The organism is Paenirhizobium selenitireducens ATCC BAA-1503 (assembly GCF_000518785.1).
In the GTDB taxonomy this organism is placed as follows: Bacteria; Pseudomonadota; Alphaproteobacteria; order Rhizobiales; family Rhizobiaceae; genus Allorhizobium; species Allorhizobium selenitireducens.
The window spans coordinates 25978-39828 of sequence record NZ_JAEG01000009.1 but is presented as its reverse complement, the minus strand read 5'-3'; the positions used below and the strand labels follow the sequence as shown (position 1 = coordinate 39828).

The window sequence follows — 13851 nt, the reverse complement described above, 5'->3', positions numbered from 1 at the left end:
TGCATGGGGTTGGCGCGAGTGCGGGTTGGGGTTCTTCTGTCATGTCTGGCTTTCATCAACGGCCAGCCGGCGCAATCCGCCGAGCCCCTGCGCCACGGGGTCGCCCTTTCCGGCGAGGTCAAGTATCCCGCCGGCTTTGCCCATTTCGACTATGTCAATCCTGCCGCGCCGAAGGGTGGCGACCTCAAGCTTGCCGCCACCGGCACCTACGACACCTTCAATCCGATCCTCGAAAAGGGAGAGGCAGCGCCCGGGCTCGGCCTGGTGTTCGACACGCTGATGAAGGATGCGGATGACGAGATCTCGACCTCCTACGGCCTCCTGGCCGAAGGCGTCTCCTATCCGGAGGACGTGTCTTCTGCGACCTTCAGGCTGCGTGCCGAAGCCAGATGGGCGGACGGAAAGCCGGTCACTCCGGAAGACGTCATTTTCAGTTTCGAGAAATCGAAGGAGCTCAATCCTCTCTACATGAGCTATTACCGCCATGTGGTGGCGGTGGAGAAGACCGGGGAGCGCGACGTCACCTTCCGTTTCGACGAGAAGAACAATCACGAACTGCCGATGATCCTCGGTCAGTTTCTCATCCTGCCCAGGCATTGGTGGGAGGGCGCCGGTCCCGACGGCAAGCCGCGCGACATCAATCGCACGACGCTCGAACCTGTCATGGGATCGGGACCCTACAGGATCGCCGACTTCAAGGCTGGCGCGACCGTCCGCTACGAGCTGCGCGACGACTATTGGGGCAAGGACCTCAACGTGAATGTCGGGCAGAACAATTTTTCCGCGCTCAGCTATACCATGTTCGGCGACCTCGACGTGCAGTTTGAGGCCTTCCGCTCCGGCAATTTCGACTACTGGATGGAGACCAAGGCGGCGCGCTGGGCGACGGCCTATGATTTTCCCGCCGTCAAGGATGGCCGCGTCAAGCGGGAGGAACTGCCCAATCCGTTTCGCGCCACCGGCGTCATGCAGGCCCTGGTGCCCAACATGCGGCGCGAAATGTTCAAGGACCAGCGGGTGCGCGAGGCGCTGAACCACGCGCTCGATTTCGAGGAGCTGAACCGCATCGCATTCTATGGCGCCTACAAGCGGATCGACAGCTTCTTCTTCGGCACGGAACTCGCTTCGAAGGAGCTTCCGCAAGGCCGTGAGCTGGCGATCCTCGAAGAGATCAAGGACAAGGTTCCGGGCGAGGTCTTTAGCACACCTTACGCCAATCCCGTCGGCGGCAATCCCCAGGCGCAGCGCGACAACCTGCGCAAGGCCGTCGCCCTGCTCAAGGATGCCGGCTACGAGATCAAGGGCGGGCGGATGGTCAATGCTGCAACCGGCTCGCCACTCAGCTTCGAGATCCTTCTGTCGAACCCGATGCTCGAGGTCGTTGCCGTGCCTTACAGCGAAGCGCTGCGCAAGATCGGTATCGACGCCCGGGTCCGCACCGTCGACGACTCGCAATATGCCAACCGCACCCGCAGCTTCGACTACGACATGACCTGGGTGGTCTGGGCCCAGACGCTCAATCCCGGCAACGAGCAGCGCGATTACTGGGGCTCAACGTCGAAGGACCGCGAGGGTTCGCGCAACTATGCCGGCATCGCCGATCCCGGCGTCGATGCGCTGATCGACAAGGTGATCTTCTCCAAGGGCCGCGAGGATCTCGTGGCGGCGACCAAGGCGCTCGATCGCGTGTTGCTTGCCCACGACTACGTCGTCCCGCTCTACTATGGCGGCACGGCGCGCATCGCCTATTGGGACAAGTTCGAGCATCCGGCAGAATTGCCGACCTATGCGATCGGCTTCCCGACCATCTGGTGGGCGAAAGCCGGAGCGAAATGAGCCGTGGGCTTTGCGCCCGGGCCCTGAACGGCTAGGAATGGCAGGAACGAATCGGTGTCACCGGAAGGGATCCGCGGATTGATCGAAGCTAGGACGACCATGGTCGAGCAGGGCGCACCTGCCGCGGGAGCGGCAACCTGATGGGCGCCTATATCCTGAGGCGCCTGCTGCTGATGATCCCGACCATCGTCGGCATCATGGCGATTTCCTTCCTCGTCATTCAGTTCGCACCCGGCGGCCCGGTCGAGCAGGTCATCGCGCAGCTGTCCGGCCAGGGCGACAGCGCCGAACAGCGTCTGTCGGGCGGCGGCGATATGATGAGCCAGGCCGGCACCGACGAGATGAATTCGCGTTATCGCGGCGCGCAGGGGCTCGATCCGGAGCTGATTGCCAAGCTCGAGAAACAGTTCGGTTTCGACAAGCCGCCACTGACCCGCTTCGGTGAAATGATGTGGGACTATATTCGTTTTGATTTCGGCGAGAGCTTCTTCCGCAACACCTCGGTCATCGATCTGATCGTCGAGAAGATGCCGGTGTCCATTTCGCTCGGCGTGTGGGTGCTTTTGCTGTCCTATGCGATCTCCATTCCGCTCGGCATCCGTAAGGCCGTGCAGGATGGCTCGACCTTCGATGTGTGGACCTCCGGCGTCATCGTCGTCGGCTATGCGGTTCCGAGCTTTCTGTTCGGCATTCTGTTGATCGTGCTGTTTGCCGGCGGTTCCTTTTTCGACTGGTTCCCCTTGCGCGGGCTAACCTCCGATAATTTTTCCGAACTGTCCTGGTGGCAGAAGATCCTGGATTACTTCTGGCACCTGACCCTGCCGCTGACGGCGCTTCTCCTGTCGGCCTTCGCGACCACCACGCTGCTGACCAAGAATTCCTTCATCGACGAGATCAAGAAACAATATGTGGTGACGGCCCGCGCCAAGGGTCTGGGCGAGCGTCAGGTTCTCTATGGCCACGTTTTCCGCAACGCCATGTTGATCGTCATTGCCGGCATTCCCGCCGCTTTCATTTCCGCCTTCTTTACCGGATCGCTGTTGATCGAGAACATCTTCTCGCTCGATGGTCTCGGCCGGCTTGGTTATCTCTCGATCGTCAACCGCGATTATCCGATCGTCTTCGCCACGCTCTATATCTTCTCGCTGATGGGCCTGGTTGTCGGATTGCTGTCCGACCTCATCTACACCTGGATCGATCCGCGCATCGACTTCGACCGGAGGGATGTCTGACATGGCCTCTCCCGATATGGTCGATACACACGCTGCCGAAGTCCCGGTCAAAAGACCCTGGCTGACGCCCACCAACCGCCGGCGCCTCGAGAACTTCAAGGCCAACAAGCGCGGCTACTGGTCTTTCTGGATCTTCATGCTGCTCTTCGTCCTCAGCCTCTGCGCCGAGCTGATCGCCAATGACCGGCCGCTGGTCGCCTCCTACAAGGGCGAGATCCTGTTTCCTGTCCTGGTCGATTATCCCGAGGAAAAGTTCGGCGGCTTCCTGGCGGTGACGGACTATCGGTCTTCCTTCATCGACGAGGAGATCAAAGCCAATGGCTGGGCGATCTGGCCGCCGATCCGCTATTCCTACAGCACGGTGAATTCCAACATTCCCCATTCGGCCCCAACCGCGCCGTTCTGGCTGATGGACAAAGAGGAGCGCTGCTCGGCCTATCCGCTCGGAGCGGATGATCCCGGCTGCGTCCTTGGCAATCTCAACTGGCTCGGCACGGACGACCAGGCGCGCGATGTCATGGCGCGGATGATCTATGGTTTCCGCATCTCCGTGCTGTTCGGCCTGGCCCTGACGATCGTCTCGGCGCTGATCGGCGTGACGGCCGGCGCCTTCCAGGGTTATTTCGGCGGCTGGACCGATCTCCTGATGCAAAGGCTCATCGAGATCTGGTCGTCCATGCCGGTGCTTTATGTGTTGCTGATCATTTCCTCGATCCTGCCGCCCGGCTTCTTCATCCTGCTCGGTATCATGCTGCTGTTTTCCTGGGTGAGTTTCGTCGGCATCGTCCGGGCCGAATTCCTGCGGGCCCGCAATTTCGAATATGTGAATGCGGCCCGCGCGCTCGGCGTCGGCAACTGGACGATCATGTATCGCCACCTCCTGCCCAATGCCATGGTGGCGACGCTGACCTTCCTGCCGTTCATCCTGTCGGGATCGATCACCACCCTGACCTCGCTCGACTTCCTCGGCCTCGGCATGCCGCCCGGCTCGCCGTCGCTCGGCGAACTGATCGCGCAAGGCAAGCGCAACCTGCAGGCCCCCTGGCTCGGCCTCACCGCCTTCTTCACCATGTCGATCATGCTCTCACTGCTGATCTTCGTCGGCGAGGCGGTGCGCGACGCCTTCGACCCGAGGAAGACGTTCCGATGACCGCTCCGCTTCTTTCCGTCCGCGATCTCTCGGTCGCCTTCCACCAGGGGGATACGGAGACGCTCGCCGTCGACCGCGTGTCCTTCGACATCGCGCCGGGCGAGGTCGTGGCGCTGGTCGGCGAGTCCGGTTCGGGCAAGTCGGTCACCGCCTCCTCCATCCTGAAGCTCCTGCCCTATCCGGCGGCCAGCCACCCCTCGGGCGAGATCCTGTTCGAGGGGCGCGACCTGATGACGGCGCCGGAGCGCGAGCTGCGCTCGGTGCGCGGCAACGACATCACCATGATCTTCCAGGAGCCGATGACCTCGCTCAATCCGCTCCACAATATCGAAAAACAGATCGGCGAAATCCTGGCGCTGCATCAGGCGATCGCCGGCCAGACGGCGCACGAGCGCACGCTGGAGCTTCTGCGCCAGGTCGGCATCCGCGATCCGGAAAAGCGCCTTTCCGCCTATCCGCACGAACTGTCGGGCGGTCAGCGCCAGCGCGTGATGATCGCCATGGCGCTTGCCAACCGGCCGAAGCTCCTGATCGCCGACGAGCCCACCACCGCGCTCGACGTCACCGTCCAGGCCCAGATCCTCGATCTTCTGCGCCAGCTCAAGGCCGATCACGGCATGTCCATGCTGTTCATCACCCATGACCTCGGCATCGTGCGCAAGTTTGCCGACAAGGTCTGCGTCATGACCAAGGGCAGAATCGTCGAAAGTGGCCCGGTCGAGGACATCTTCACCAACCCGCAGCACGACTATACGAAGAAGCTGCTGGCCTCCGAGCCGCGCGGCGAACCGCCTCCGCTCGACGAGACCAAACCGGTGGTCATGCAGGGCGACGACATCCGCGTCTGGTTCCCCATCAAGTCCGGCTTCCTGCGCAAGGTGGTCGACCACGTGAAGGCCGTCGACGGGGTCGACATGGTGCTGCGCGCCGGCCAGACGCTCGGCGTCGTCGGCGAATCCGGCTCGGGCAAGACGACGCTCGGCCTGGCGCTCGCCCGCCTCATTTCGTCCAAAGGCCGCATCAGCTTCATCGGCCAGGATATCGACGGCTATTCCTTTGCCGAGATGCGTCCGCTGCGCGACCGCCTGCAGATCGTCTTCCAGGACCCGTTTGGCTCGCTCAGCCCCCGCATGTCGGTCGGCGAGATCATTGCCGAGGGACTGAAGGTGCACGAGCGGGCGCTGTCGGCCGCCGAGCGCGACGCCCGCGTCTGCTGGGCGCTCGACGAGGTCGGCCTCGATACGGCCACCCGCTGGCGCTATCCGCACGAGTTTTCCGGCGGCCAGCGCCAGCGCATCGCGATTGCCCGCGCCATGGTGCTGAAGCCCCGCTTCGTCATGCTGGACGAGCCGACCTCGGCGCTCGACATGACGGTGCAGGCCCAGGTGGTCGACCTGCTGCGCGACTTGCAGAAGAAGCATGATCTCGCCTATCTGTTCATCAGCCACGACCTGCGCGTCGTCAAGGCGCTCGCCAACGAGGTGATCGTCATGCGCTCCGGCAAGGTGGTGGAGCAGGGGCCTGCCACCGAGATATTCCACGAGCCCAAAGCCGACTATACGCGCGCGCTGATGGCCGCAGCCTTCAACCTCGAAGCCGTCGAGATCGGCGGCGTGAGCCAGTAATGGACCCTCTTCCATGCCCGAGCAGAATGCCGTCGTCATCGACCTCAAATTCGCGCGCAGCGGCGTCGTCGAGGCGCTGAAGGGAGCCTTTCCCGGTCGCGAGGTGATCGACATGGGCGATCCGGAGAATGCCGGTCGCGATCTCTCCGGCGTCCCCTACGCTGTTGTCTGGAAGCCCGAGCCGTCGCTGTTCGATCGCGCGCGCGACCTCAAGGTGATCTTCTCCGGCGGCGCCGGCGTCGACCATATCCTTTCGGCCTACACCTTGCCGGATCTTCCGGTCGTGCGCTTCGTCGACCGTAGCCTGACCGACCGCATGAGCGAATGGGTCGTACTGCAATGTCTCACCCACCTGCGCGGCGTTCGTGCCTATGCCCGCCAGCAGCGCGAGCGCGTCTGGAACGAACTCTCGCCGCAGCCGGAAGCCCGCGACGTAACCGTCGGCGTGATGGGCCTCGGCGTGCTCGGCGAGGATGCCGTGCGCAAGCTGAAGGTGATGGGCTTCGACGTGATCGGCTGGTCGCGGCGCAAGCGTGAGATCGAGGGCGTCGAGACCTTCGACGCCGGTGGTATCGACGCTTTCCTCGGCCGGACCGACATCCTCGTCGGCCTCTTGCCACTGACGCCGGACACCCGCGGCCTCTACAACGCCTCGCTGTTTGCCAGGCTTCGCCAGGGAGGGGCTCTCGGTGGGCCGGTGTTCATCAATGCCGGCCGCGGGGGCAGCCAGGTTGAAGCCGATATCGTCACGGCGCTCGAAGCGGGCACACTGGTCGCGGCTTCGCTCGACGTCTTCGAGCAGGAGCCGCTGTCGCCGGAAAGTCCGCTCTGGGGCCTCGAAAATGTCGTGATCACGCCGCATGCCGCCGCGGCCTCCGATGTCAGTGCGCTCTTCCGCCATGTCGAGCGGCAGATCGCCCGGTTCGAGTCGGGCGAATCGCTCGAGCACGTCGTGGACCGCGCCGCCGGCTATTGAATTGCGGCTGCCGGCCGGCGGAACATTCAGCCTCTCCCTCCGTTTGTCCCAGGACTGCGGCGCGCAAAAGCGGCCGCTCTTCGGAACAACAGGGAGAAATCCGATGAACAGCCGAATTGATCTGCCCGACAGCACCGACCGTCATACGCGCGGCATGCGGCCCGAGACCGTGACACCGACCGAGGCCCGCCAGGGCTTTCGCGGTCGCCCCGTGCTGATCGTCCTTCTCGCCGGTCTCGTCCTTGCCATGGTGGTCTGGATCCCGGCCGAATGGTGGGGCAATTCCATTGCGCCGGAGAACCCGTCCAACCAGCCGGTCCAGGAGACGGCTCCCTCGCCTGCGGAAAACACACCGGTCCAGCGCTGATCCCCCTATGGACTTTGCCGGTCGGATTCCCGATAAGTGACGGCGAAAACGGTCGGGGCGAGTCCCGGCCGACAGGGCGGTCTGACCCGGCCGCGGCTTGCAGGGCAGTCACTCGATGACCAAGACCGACATCGCGACGAGAGTCTTCAATCACAGCTGGAAGCTCGATCCGATCGTCCGCAGTCTGATCGACACGGACTTCTACAAGCTCCTCATGCTGCAGATGATCTGGAAGCTTTATCCGGATGTCGACGCGACTTTCACGCTCATCAATCGCACCAAGACAGTGCATTTGGCTGAGGAGATCGACGAGGGCGAATTGCGCGAGCAGCTCGATTTTGCCCGCTCGCTTCGCCTCACCAAGAAGGAAGCGATCTGGCTGGCCGGTAACACCTTCTACGGCACCAAGCAGATCTTCGAGCCCGAATTCTTAAGCTGGCTGGCCAAATTCCAGCTGCCCGAATACGAGCTGTCGAAGAAGGACGGCCAGTTCAGCCTGCATTTCTACGGCAAGTGGATGGAAACCACGATGTGGGAAATCCCGGCCCTTGCCATCATCAACGAGTTGCGTTCGCGGGCGGTCGCCAAGACCATGGGGCTCTTCACCCTCGACGTGCTCTATGCCCGCGCCAAGGCCAAGATGTGGGCCAAGGTCGAGCGGCTGCGTGAACTGCCGGGCCTGCGCATCTCCGATTTCGGCACCCGTCGGCGCCACAGTTTCCTGTGGCAGCGCTGGTGCGTCGAAGCGCTCAAGGAAGGCATCGGCCCGGCCTTCACCGGCACCAGCAACGTGCTGCTCGCCATGGATTCGGATCTCGAGGCGGTCGGCACGAACGCCCATGAACTGCCGATGGTCACGGCCGCGCTTGCTCGGACCGACGAGGAATTGCTCGCCGCGAACTACAACGTCATGCGCGACTGGAACCGCCTCTACGGCGGCAATCTGCTGATCGTGCTGCCCGACACCTACGGCACGGCCGCCTTCCTGCGCAATGCGCCGGAATGGGTGGCCGACTGGACCGGCTTCCGTCCCGACAGCGCCCCGCCGATCGAAGGCGGCGAGAAGATCATCGACTGGTGGAAGAAGATGGGACGCGATCCCCGCCAGAAACTGCTGATCTTCTCCGACGGCCTCGACGTCGACGCGATCATCGACACCTATCGCCATTTCGAGGGCAGGGTGCGCATGAGCTTCGGTTGGGGCACCAATCTCACCAACGACTTCGCCGGCTGCGCGCCGCGCGAGATCGAGGGCCTGAAGCCGATTTCGCTGGTCTGCAAGGTCAGCGAGGCCAATGGCCGGCCGGCGGTGAAGCTCTCCGACAATCCGAAGAAGGCGACCGGCGACCCGGCCGAGGTCGAACGCTACATGAAATTTTTCGGCACGGAGGACCGCGTCGAACAGGCCGTTGTCGTCTGACCGTCGAAACATCCCGCCGTAGCGCTTGCCATCCGTCCCTTGCCCTGTAAGCTCCTTTGTCCGAGGTCGCGCCCGGGGAGGGGTGCGCCCGTGTCGGACAGACGCAGAACGGGAGGAGCACGGACATGGACATGAGTGGCAGCGAACGCATCGAAGCGCCGGTCGAGGCGGTCTGGCAGGCCTTGAACGACCCGGAGATCCTGCGTCAGGCAATCCCCGGCTGCGAGAGCCTGGACAAGACCTCCGACACCGGAATGACGGCGAAGGTGGTTTTGAAGGTCGGGCCGATCAAGGCGAAGTTCGAGGGTGCCGTCGAGCTGCAGAACCTCAATCCGCCGTTTTCCTATACGATTGCCGGCGAAGGCAAGGGCGGGCTTGCCGGCTTTGCCAAGGGCGGCGCCGACGTGTCGCTTGCGGCCGACGGACCCGATGCAACGATCCTGTCCTACACGGTGAAGGCCGAGGTTGGCGGCAAGATCGCCCAGCTGGGCAGTCGGCTGATCGATTCGACCTCGAAGAAACTGGCCGGCGAGTTCTTCTCCAAGTTCGGAGCGATCGTCGCCGGAGGCGGGGAACCCGCAAGCGCGTGACATCGTTGCTGCCCTATGGACACCGCCGGGCGTGAAAGCCCGGCGCAAGCCAGCCGGCGTTTAACAGTCCTGAACGATGCAGACGAATCGGCACCATGAAGGGACTGATAGAATGACGAATGAACCGGATCACTTCTTCGAACAGCAGGACGCCGCCATCCAGGCCATGCTGGTCGAGAGCAAGGGCGACGAACTGACCGATATCCTGGTCGCGGCCCTTACCGATGCGCTGCATCTCCTCCGGGACGAATCGCCGGATACCCTTCACTGACATTTGCCATGGCTAGGACGGGCTCTGCCCGTCGCCGAAGCGGACGAAGGCCCGTCCGCTGGTGATGTCCGTCACCAGCCGGTTGGCCTGAGCGGCCGTCGCCTCGGGCAAGGCCACGGTCAGCACCGCGCCGGAAGCGGTAAATTCCTCGCTCAAGACGATGAGATCGGGCAGTGCGGCGAGCCGCGCCTTCAGCACGGCGAGATCGGAAAAACCGGCGACGATTTCCCCTTCAATCCGTTGAATGATCTCGATCTTCACGGCCGCTTTCAGGCAGGCTGCCGCCGTGCCGCCATAGGCACGCATCAGCCCACCACTGCCCAGCAGGATCCCGCCGAACCAGCGCGTGACCACGACCGCAACGCAATCCAGTGCCTGACCGTCGATGGCCTGAAGCATCGGTTTGCCGGCCGTTCCGCTCGGCTCTCCGTCGTCGCTGAAGCGATAGGCCTGCCCCACGCGCCAGGCCCAGCAGTTGTGATTGGCGGAAGGATCGCTGACGGCGGCGATGAAGGCCCTGGCCTCATCCTCGCTCGCGACCGGGGCGGCATGGGCGATGAACCGGCTCTTCTTGATGTCCTGGGCGAATGTCTCGGTGCGCTCAAGCGTATACATGGGATGCTCCTGAGCGTCCCTCATAGCGATTCGCCGGCCTCGCCGCCAGAGCTTAGGCGGTCCGCCAAACCGCGCCGCGCCGCCCGCGGCCGGGCGCTTGGTTCACGCCGAAAGCAGCGGTTTCAGGAAGTCACGCGAAAGCAGGGTGCCGGTGTCGATGCGGTGATGCGCGATGACACCCTTGGCCGGGATCTCCCCCCGGTGCAGCATCGACAGCAGCGTCGCCGCATAGCCGGTGGCGACCGAGGTCAGCGCGTTGAAAGGCCCCAGATTCCGGTTCGGCGAGAAGCGATGGCAGATCGTGCGCTCGGTCGGCTGGCGGCCGCGATAGCCGCGCGCGGTCACGACCAGCAATAGCACGTCGTCCTCGATCACCGGCAGGCCGTTGTAGAGCAGCGACCGCAGCATGTCGCGCCGGTGGCGCAAGCCCAGATCGTCGAGCAGGAAGCGCATGTAGTCGAGATGGCCCGGATAGCGGATGGTCTTGAAGGTCACGTTCTTCGGCGCCGATTCGGAAAAGATCGACAGATCCTCGACGCCGCCCGAGGTGACGAATTCCTCGTAAGCCACGCCGTCGATGCTCAGTTGGCCGTATTCCTCGAGCGGCGAGACGCTCACCGTCCTGCCGTCACGGATCGCGGCACTGGGCCGGGTATATTCGTCGATCAGGCCGTCGACATTCCAGATCTGGCCGTAGCCGAGCCGGTTGGTCGGAAAGCGCGGTATGGCGCCGACCCGGATGGTCAGGTCGGTGACGGGCGAGAAGGCGTCGAGCAGTCCGCAGGCGACATTGCCGATCATGCCCGGCGAAACGCCGCATCCGTTGAACACGGCGCGCTGCTCGGCAAGCGGTGCGAGGATGGCCCGGGTTTCCGGCCGGGCGCAGGAAAAGTCGAGGTAATGCACCTTCGCCCGCGCCGCTGCCTCGGCGATCGCGTTGACGCCGGCTTCCGGCACGGCCGCCACCGCGACGTCCTGGCCGGAGAGCAGGGCCTGTAGTTCATCGCCGTGGCCAAGGGTCTGAAGTGTTGCCTGGATATTCATCGATCGCAACCGGTCGAGCGCATCCTCCGACCGGTCGACGACCTGCACGGTGAAATCCTCGCTCGCCGAAAGCGCCATCGCCAGCGCCGAACCGATTTCGCCGGCGCCGAATATTGTGACCTTCAGTTTTGCCATGGTGACGCTCAGCCCTTGAACCGGGCGACAAAACCCTGAAGCCGCGGGTTTTGCGGATTGAGGATCACGTCCTCGGCGCTGCCGGTCTCGGCGATCACGCCCTGGTCGAGGAAGAGCACGCGGCTCGCGACGTCTGCGGCAAAGGCCATTTCATGGGTGACGATCGCCATGGTCATGCCCTTGTCCGCCAGGCCGCGGATGACGGCGAGAACCTCGCCCACCAGTTCCGGGTCGAGCGCACTGGTCACCTCGTCGAGCAGCAGCACCTCGGGTTCCATCGCCAGCGCTCGGGCGATCGCCACGCGCTGTTTCTGGCCGCCCGACAGGTGGTTCGGATAGGCAGAGTGCTTCTCGGCAAGGCCGACCTGGGCGAGCAGGTCCATGGCGAGCGCCTCCGCCTCGCGCTTCGGCCGCTTGCACACGACGATCGGGCCTTCCGTCACGTTCTGCAGCACGGTCTTGTGCGGGAAGAGGTTGAAGTGCTGGAACACCATGCCGACATGGCGGCGCAGCGTGCCGATGCCGATCTCGTCGCCCTTGTCGCGAAACCGCTCGCCGACGGCCTTCTGGCGAAAGCGAATGGTGCCGCCCGTCGGGATTTCCATCATGTTGAGGCAGCGGATGAAGGTCGACTTGCCCGACCCCGACGGGCCGATCAGCGCCACCACTTCGCCGCGCTCGAGGCTGAGATCAAGCCCCTTGAGCACTTCATGCGTGCCGTAGCTCTTGTGCAGCCCGACCGCTTCGATCACGGGTGCCTTGGCATTGGAATTCTGTGTCATGTCCGTGCATCCGTTCCGTTAGTCGCTGACCCTGAGGCGTCGTTCGATCCAGTCCGCGGCCTGGGTGAGCGGCAGAAGCATGGCGATGTAGAGGCCGGCCATGAGCGTGTAGGATTCCAGCGGCCGGTAGGTCTGGCCGTTCACCACCGCCGCCATGTAGGCAAGATCGGCGACCGAGATGACCGAGACCAGCGAGGTGTTCTTGAACTGGATGACCGACTGGTTGATGAAGGAGGGCAGCACCCGCTTCATTGCCTGCGGCAGGATGATCCGGTGCATCGACTGCCAGGGGCTCATGCCGATCGCCGAGGCCGCCTCGCGCTGTCCCTTGTCGATCGACACGATCCCGCCGCGGAAGATTTCCGCATAGAAGGCGCCGACATAGAGCGACAGGGTCAGCATGGCCGCAAGGCGATTGTCGATCGATCCGCCGACCAAAAGCGGGAAGGCATAGTAGAACCACAGAAGCTGGACGAGCAGCGGCGTGCAGCGGAAGATTTCCTGGTAGACCCGGGCGATGCCGGACAGGATCCGCCAGCCGGAAAGCCTGGCCGCGCAGGTGAGGAAGCCGATCAGGACGCCGAAGAAGATCGAGCCGAACGTGTAGAGCACGGTGATCCAAAGACCCCAGAGAAAGAGGTCCCAGTATTGCCACACGGAATGGAAGTCCCAGCTGTAACTCATCGGCTGTCTCCTGTGATCCGGATCGCCCGGCAAGACGGGTGATGCCAGCACCGGGGACACCGGTCGTCGTCAGTCCTGTTTGTCATTCTTGTTCCCCTGGTCTTGTGTCGGCCTCCGGCAAAGCCGGGAGCCGACGGTTGATAGTCCTACGTCCGTTCGCCACGGACAATGCAAAGCTGATGCCGCCGCTTACCGCATTTCTTGGAAGGCGGCCGAGGCGGAAGCGAAGCGGCCGAGAATGCCGGCGAGCCGTTCACGGTTGGCCGGCGAGACCGGAACCATCGGCAGGCGCATTTCCGGCCCGGCGAGGTTGGAGAGCGCCAGCGCCGCCTTGACCGGCCCCGGATTGGATTCGATGAACATGCCGTCGGTGAGTTCGGCGATCAGTTCGTGCAGTGCCAGCGCGCGGGCCGTGTCGCCCGTCTTCCAGGCTTCCACCAGCTGCACCATCTGGCGCGGCGCGACATTGGCCACCACGCTGGTGACGCCGACGGCGCCGAGCGACAGGAAGGGCAGGGTGAGCCCGTCGTCGCCCGAATGGATGATCAGCTGGTCTCCGCAGGCGGTGCGCAGCTGGGTGACGCGGGCAGCCGATCCGCCGGCCTCCTTGATCGCGACGATGTTGTCGTGGCGCTCGAGCAGCACCGCGCAGGTTTCCGGCGCGATCTCCACGCCGCAGCGCCCGGGGACCGAATAGAGCATGACCGGCAGCGAGGTCGCCTCTGCCGCCGCGCCGTAATGCGCCACGAGGCCCGCCTGGGTCGGCTTGTTGTAATAGGGCGTGACAATCAGCACGGCGTCGGCGCCGGCCTGTTCGGCCCGCTTCACCTTGTCGATCGTCCTTTTCGTGTCGTTGGCGCCGGCGCCCGCCATGACCAGGGCGCGCCCGGCCGCGAGCTTCACGGTACGGGCGATCAGGGCGTCCGCCTCCTCGTCGGAAAGGGTGGCCGCCTCGCCGGTCGTGCCGACCGGGACGAGGCCGGCGACGCCGGCTTCGATCTGGCGTTCGACCAGCGCGTCATAGGCGGCCGTGTCCACGGCTCCGTCCTTGAAGGGCGTGATAAGGGCGGTGAAGACGCCGTTGAAGCGTTTGTGAAGGTCCTGCATGGTCATGTTCCTCTCTC

Annotated in this window: 14 protein-coding genes; 9 read left to right on the top strand and 5 right to left on the bottom strand. The window is 63.9% G+C overall.

Annotated elements, in window-relative coordinates:
- Positions 1 to 3 precede the first annotated feature (3 nt).
- From L867_RS0113505 to L867_RS27710, 9 genes are all read left to right on the top strand, one after another.
- Positions 4 to 1836 (top strand): extracellular solute-binding protein, encoded by a 1833-nt coding sequence (locus L867_RS0113505; RefSeq protein ID WP_028737384.1) that lies wholly within the window; start codon positions 4 to 6, stop codon positions 1834 to 1836.
- A gap of 140 nt (positions 1837 to 1976) precedes the next feature.
- Positions 1977 to 3068 carry a microcin C ABC transporter permease YejB gene (locus tag L867_RS0113500; RefSeq protein WP_028737383.1) on the top strand — a complete coding sequence of 364 codons (1092 nt, stop codon included), beginning with the start codon at positions 1977 to 1979 and terminating at the stop codon, positions 3066 to 3068.
- 16 nt (positions 3069 to 3084) lie between these two features.
- Positions 3085 to 4218, top strand: coding sequence for an ABC transporter permease (locus L867_RS0113495; RefSeq protein WP_037173465.1), 1134 nt, complete (start codon positions 3085 to 3087; stop codon positions 4216 to 4218).
- On the top strand, positions 4215 to 5843 hold the full coding sequence (locus L867_RS0113490; protein ID WP_028737381.1) for an ABC transporter ATP-binding protein: 1629 nt from the start codon (positions 4215 to 4217) through the stop codon (positions 5841 to 5843). The genes L867_RS0113495 and L867_RS0113490 overlap by 4 nt, the downstream gene beginning before the upstream one ends.
- A gap of 13 nt (positions 5844 to 5856) precedes the next feature.
- The gene (locus L867_RS0113485) at positions 5857 to 6819 is read left to right on the top strand and encodes a 2-hydroxyacid dehydrogenase (RefSeq protein ID WP_028737380.1); all 963 of its coding nucleotides are present in this window, start codon (positions 5857 to 5859) and stop codon (positions 6817 to 6819) included.
- Positions 6820 to 6922: 103 nt separating this feature from the next.
- Positions 6923 to 7186, top strand: coding sequence for a hypothetical protein (locus L867_RS0113480; RefSeq protein WP_028737379.1), 264 nt, complete (start codon positions 6923 to 6925; stop codon positions 7184 to 7186).
- 115 nt (positions 7187 to 7301) lie between these two features.
- Positions 7302 to 8606 carry a nicotinate phosphoribosyltransferase gene (pncB, locus tag L867_RS0113475; protein WP_028737378.1) on the top strand — a complete coding sequence of 435 codons (1305 nt, stop codon included), beginning with the start codon at positions 7302 to 7304 and terminating at the stop codon, positions 8604 to 8606.
- A gap of 125 nt (positions 8607 to 8731) precedes the next feature.
- On the top strand, positions 8732 to 9196 hold the full coding sequence (locus L867_RS0113470; protein ID WP_028737377.1) for an SRPBCC family protein: 465 nt from the start codon (positions 8732 to 8734) through the stop codon (positions 9194 to 9196).
- Positions 9197 to 9308: 112 nt separating this feature from the next.
- Entirely contained in the window at positions 9309 to 9467 is a 159-nt protein-coding gene (locus tag L867_RS27710; protein ID WP_169734077.1) for a hypothetical protein, read from the top strand.
- Positions 9468 to 9479: 12 nt separating this feature from the next.
- Here the strand turns inward: L867_RS27710 and L867_RS0113460 are convergent, their stop codons facing one another.
- The 5 genes from L867_RS0113460 to dapA all read right to left on the bottom strand — a co-directional run bounded on the left by L867_RS0113460 (position 9480) and on the right by dapA (position 13834).
- A complete protein-coding gene (locus tag L867_RS0113460; protein WP_028737376.1) occupies positions 9480 to 10082 on the bottom strand; it encodes an IMPACT family protein in 603 nt (200 codons plus the stop codon).
- Positions 10083 to 10184: 102 nt separating this feature from the next.
- Positions 10185 to 11261, bottom strand: a complete 1077-nt coding sequence (locus L867_RS0113455) for a saccharopine dehydrogenase family protein (RefSeq protein WP_028737375.1) — start codon at positions 11259 to 11261, stop codon at positions 10185 to 10187.
- Positions 11262 to 11269: 8 nt separating this feature from the next.
- Complete coding sequence (locus L867_RS0113450; RefSeq protein WP_028737374.1) at positions 11270 to 12043, bottom strand: amino acid ABC transporter ATP-binding protein; 774 nt, start codon at positions 12041 to 12043, stop codon at positions 11270 to 11272.
- An 18-nt stretch (positions 12044 to 12061) separates the two neighbouring features.
- A complete protein-coding gene (locus tag L867_RS0113445) occupies positions 12062 to 12727 on the bottom strand; it encodes an amino acid ABC transporter permease (RefSeq protein ID WP_028737373.1) in 666 nt (221 codons plus the stop codon).
- Positions 12728 to 12916: 189 nt separating this feature from the next.
- Positions 12917 to 13834, bottom strand: coding sequence for a 4-hydroxy-tetrahydrodipicolinate synthase (gene dapA / locus L867_RS0113440; RefSeq protein ID WP_037173387.1), 918 nt, complete (start codon positions 13832 to 13834; stop codon positions 12917 to 12919).
- Between the last annotated feature and the right edge of the window lie 17 nt (positions 13835 to 13851).

Coding starts and splice junctions, on each gene's coding strand:
- pncB (WP_028737378.1), top strand. CDS start 7,302: ATGACCAAGACCGACATCGCGACGAGAGTCTTCAATCACAGCTGGAAG.
- L867_RS27710 (WP_169734077.1), top strand. CDS start 9,309: ATGACGAATGAACCGGATCACTTCTTCGAACAGCAGGACGCCGCCATC.
- L867_RS0113490 (WP_028737381.1), top strand. CDS start 4,215: ATGACCGCTCCGCTTCTTTCCGTCCGCGATCTCTCGGTCGCCTTCCAC.
- L867_RS0113505 (WP_028737384.1), top strand. CDS start 4: ATGGGGTTGGCGCGAGTGCGGGTTGGGGTTCTTCTGTCATGTCTGGCT.
- L867_RS0113450 (WP_028737374.1), bottom strand. CDS start 12,043: ATGACACAGAATTCCAATGCCAAGGCACCCGTGATCGAAGCGGTCGGG.
- L867_RS0113460 (WP_028737376.1), bottom strand. CDS start 10,082: ATGTATACGCTTGAGCGCACCGAGACATTCGCCCAGGACATCAAGAAG.
- L867_RS0113495 (WP_037173465.1), top strand. CDS start 3,085: ATGGTCGATACACACGCTGCCGAAGTCCCGGTCAAAAGACCCTGGCTG.
- L867_RS0113480 (WP_028737379.1), top strand. CDS start 6,923: ATGAACAGCCGAATTGATCTGCCCGACAGCACCGACCGTCATACGCGC.
- dapA (WP_037173387.1), bottom strand. CDS start 13,834: ATGCAGGACCTTCACAAACGCTTCAACGGCGTCTTCACCGCCCTTATC.
- L867_RS0113470 (WP_028737377.1), top strand. CDS start 8,732: ATGGACATGAGTGGCAGCGAACGCATCGAAGCGCCGGTCGAGGCGGTC.
- L867_RS0113500 (WP_028737383.1), top strand. CDS start 1,977: ATGGGCGCCTATATCCTGAGGCGCCTGCTGCTGATGATCCCGACCATC.
- L867_RS0113485 (WP_028737380.1), top strand. CDS start 5,857: ATGCCCGAGCAGAATGCCGTCGTCATCGACCTCAAATTCGCGCGCAGC.
- L867_RS0113455 (WP_028737375.1), bottom strand. CDS start 11,261: ATGGCAAAACTGAAGGTCACAATATTCGGCGCCGGCGAAATCGGTTCG.
- L867_RS0113445 (WP_028737373.1), bottom strand. CDS start 12,727: ATGAGTTACAGCTGGGACTTCCATTCCGTGTGGCAATACTGGGACCTC.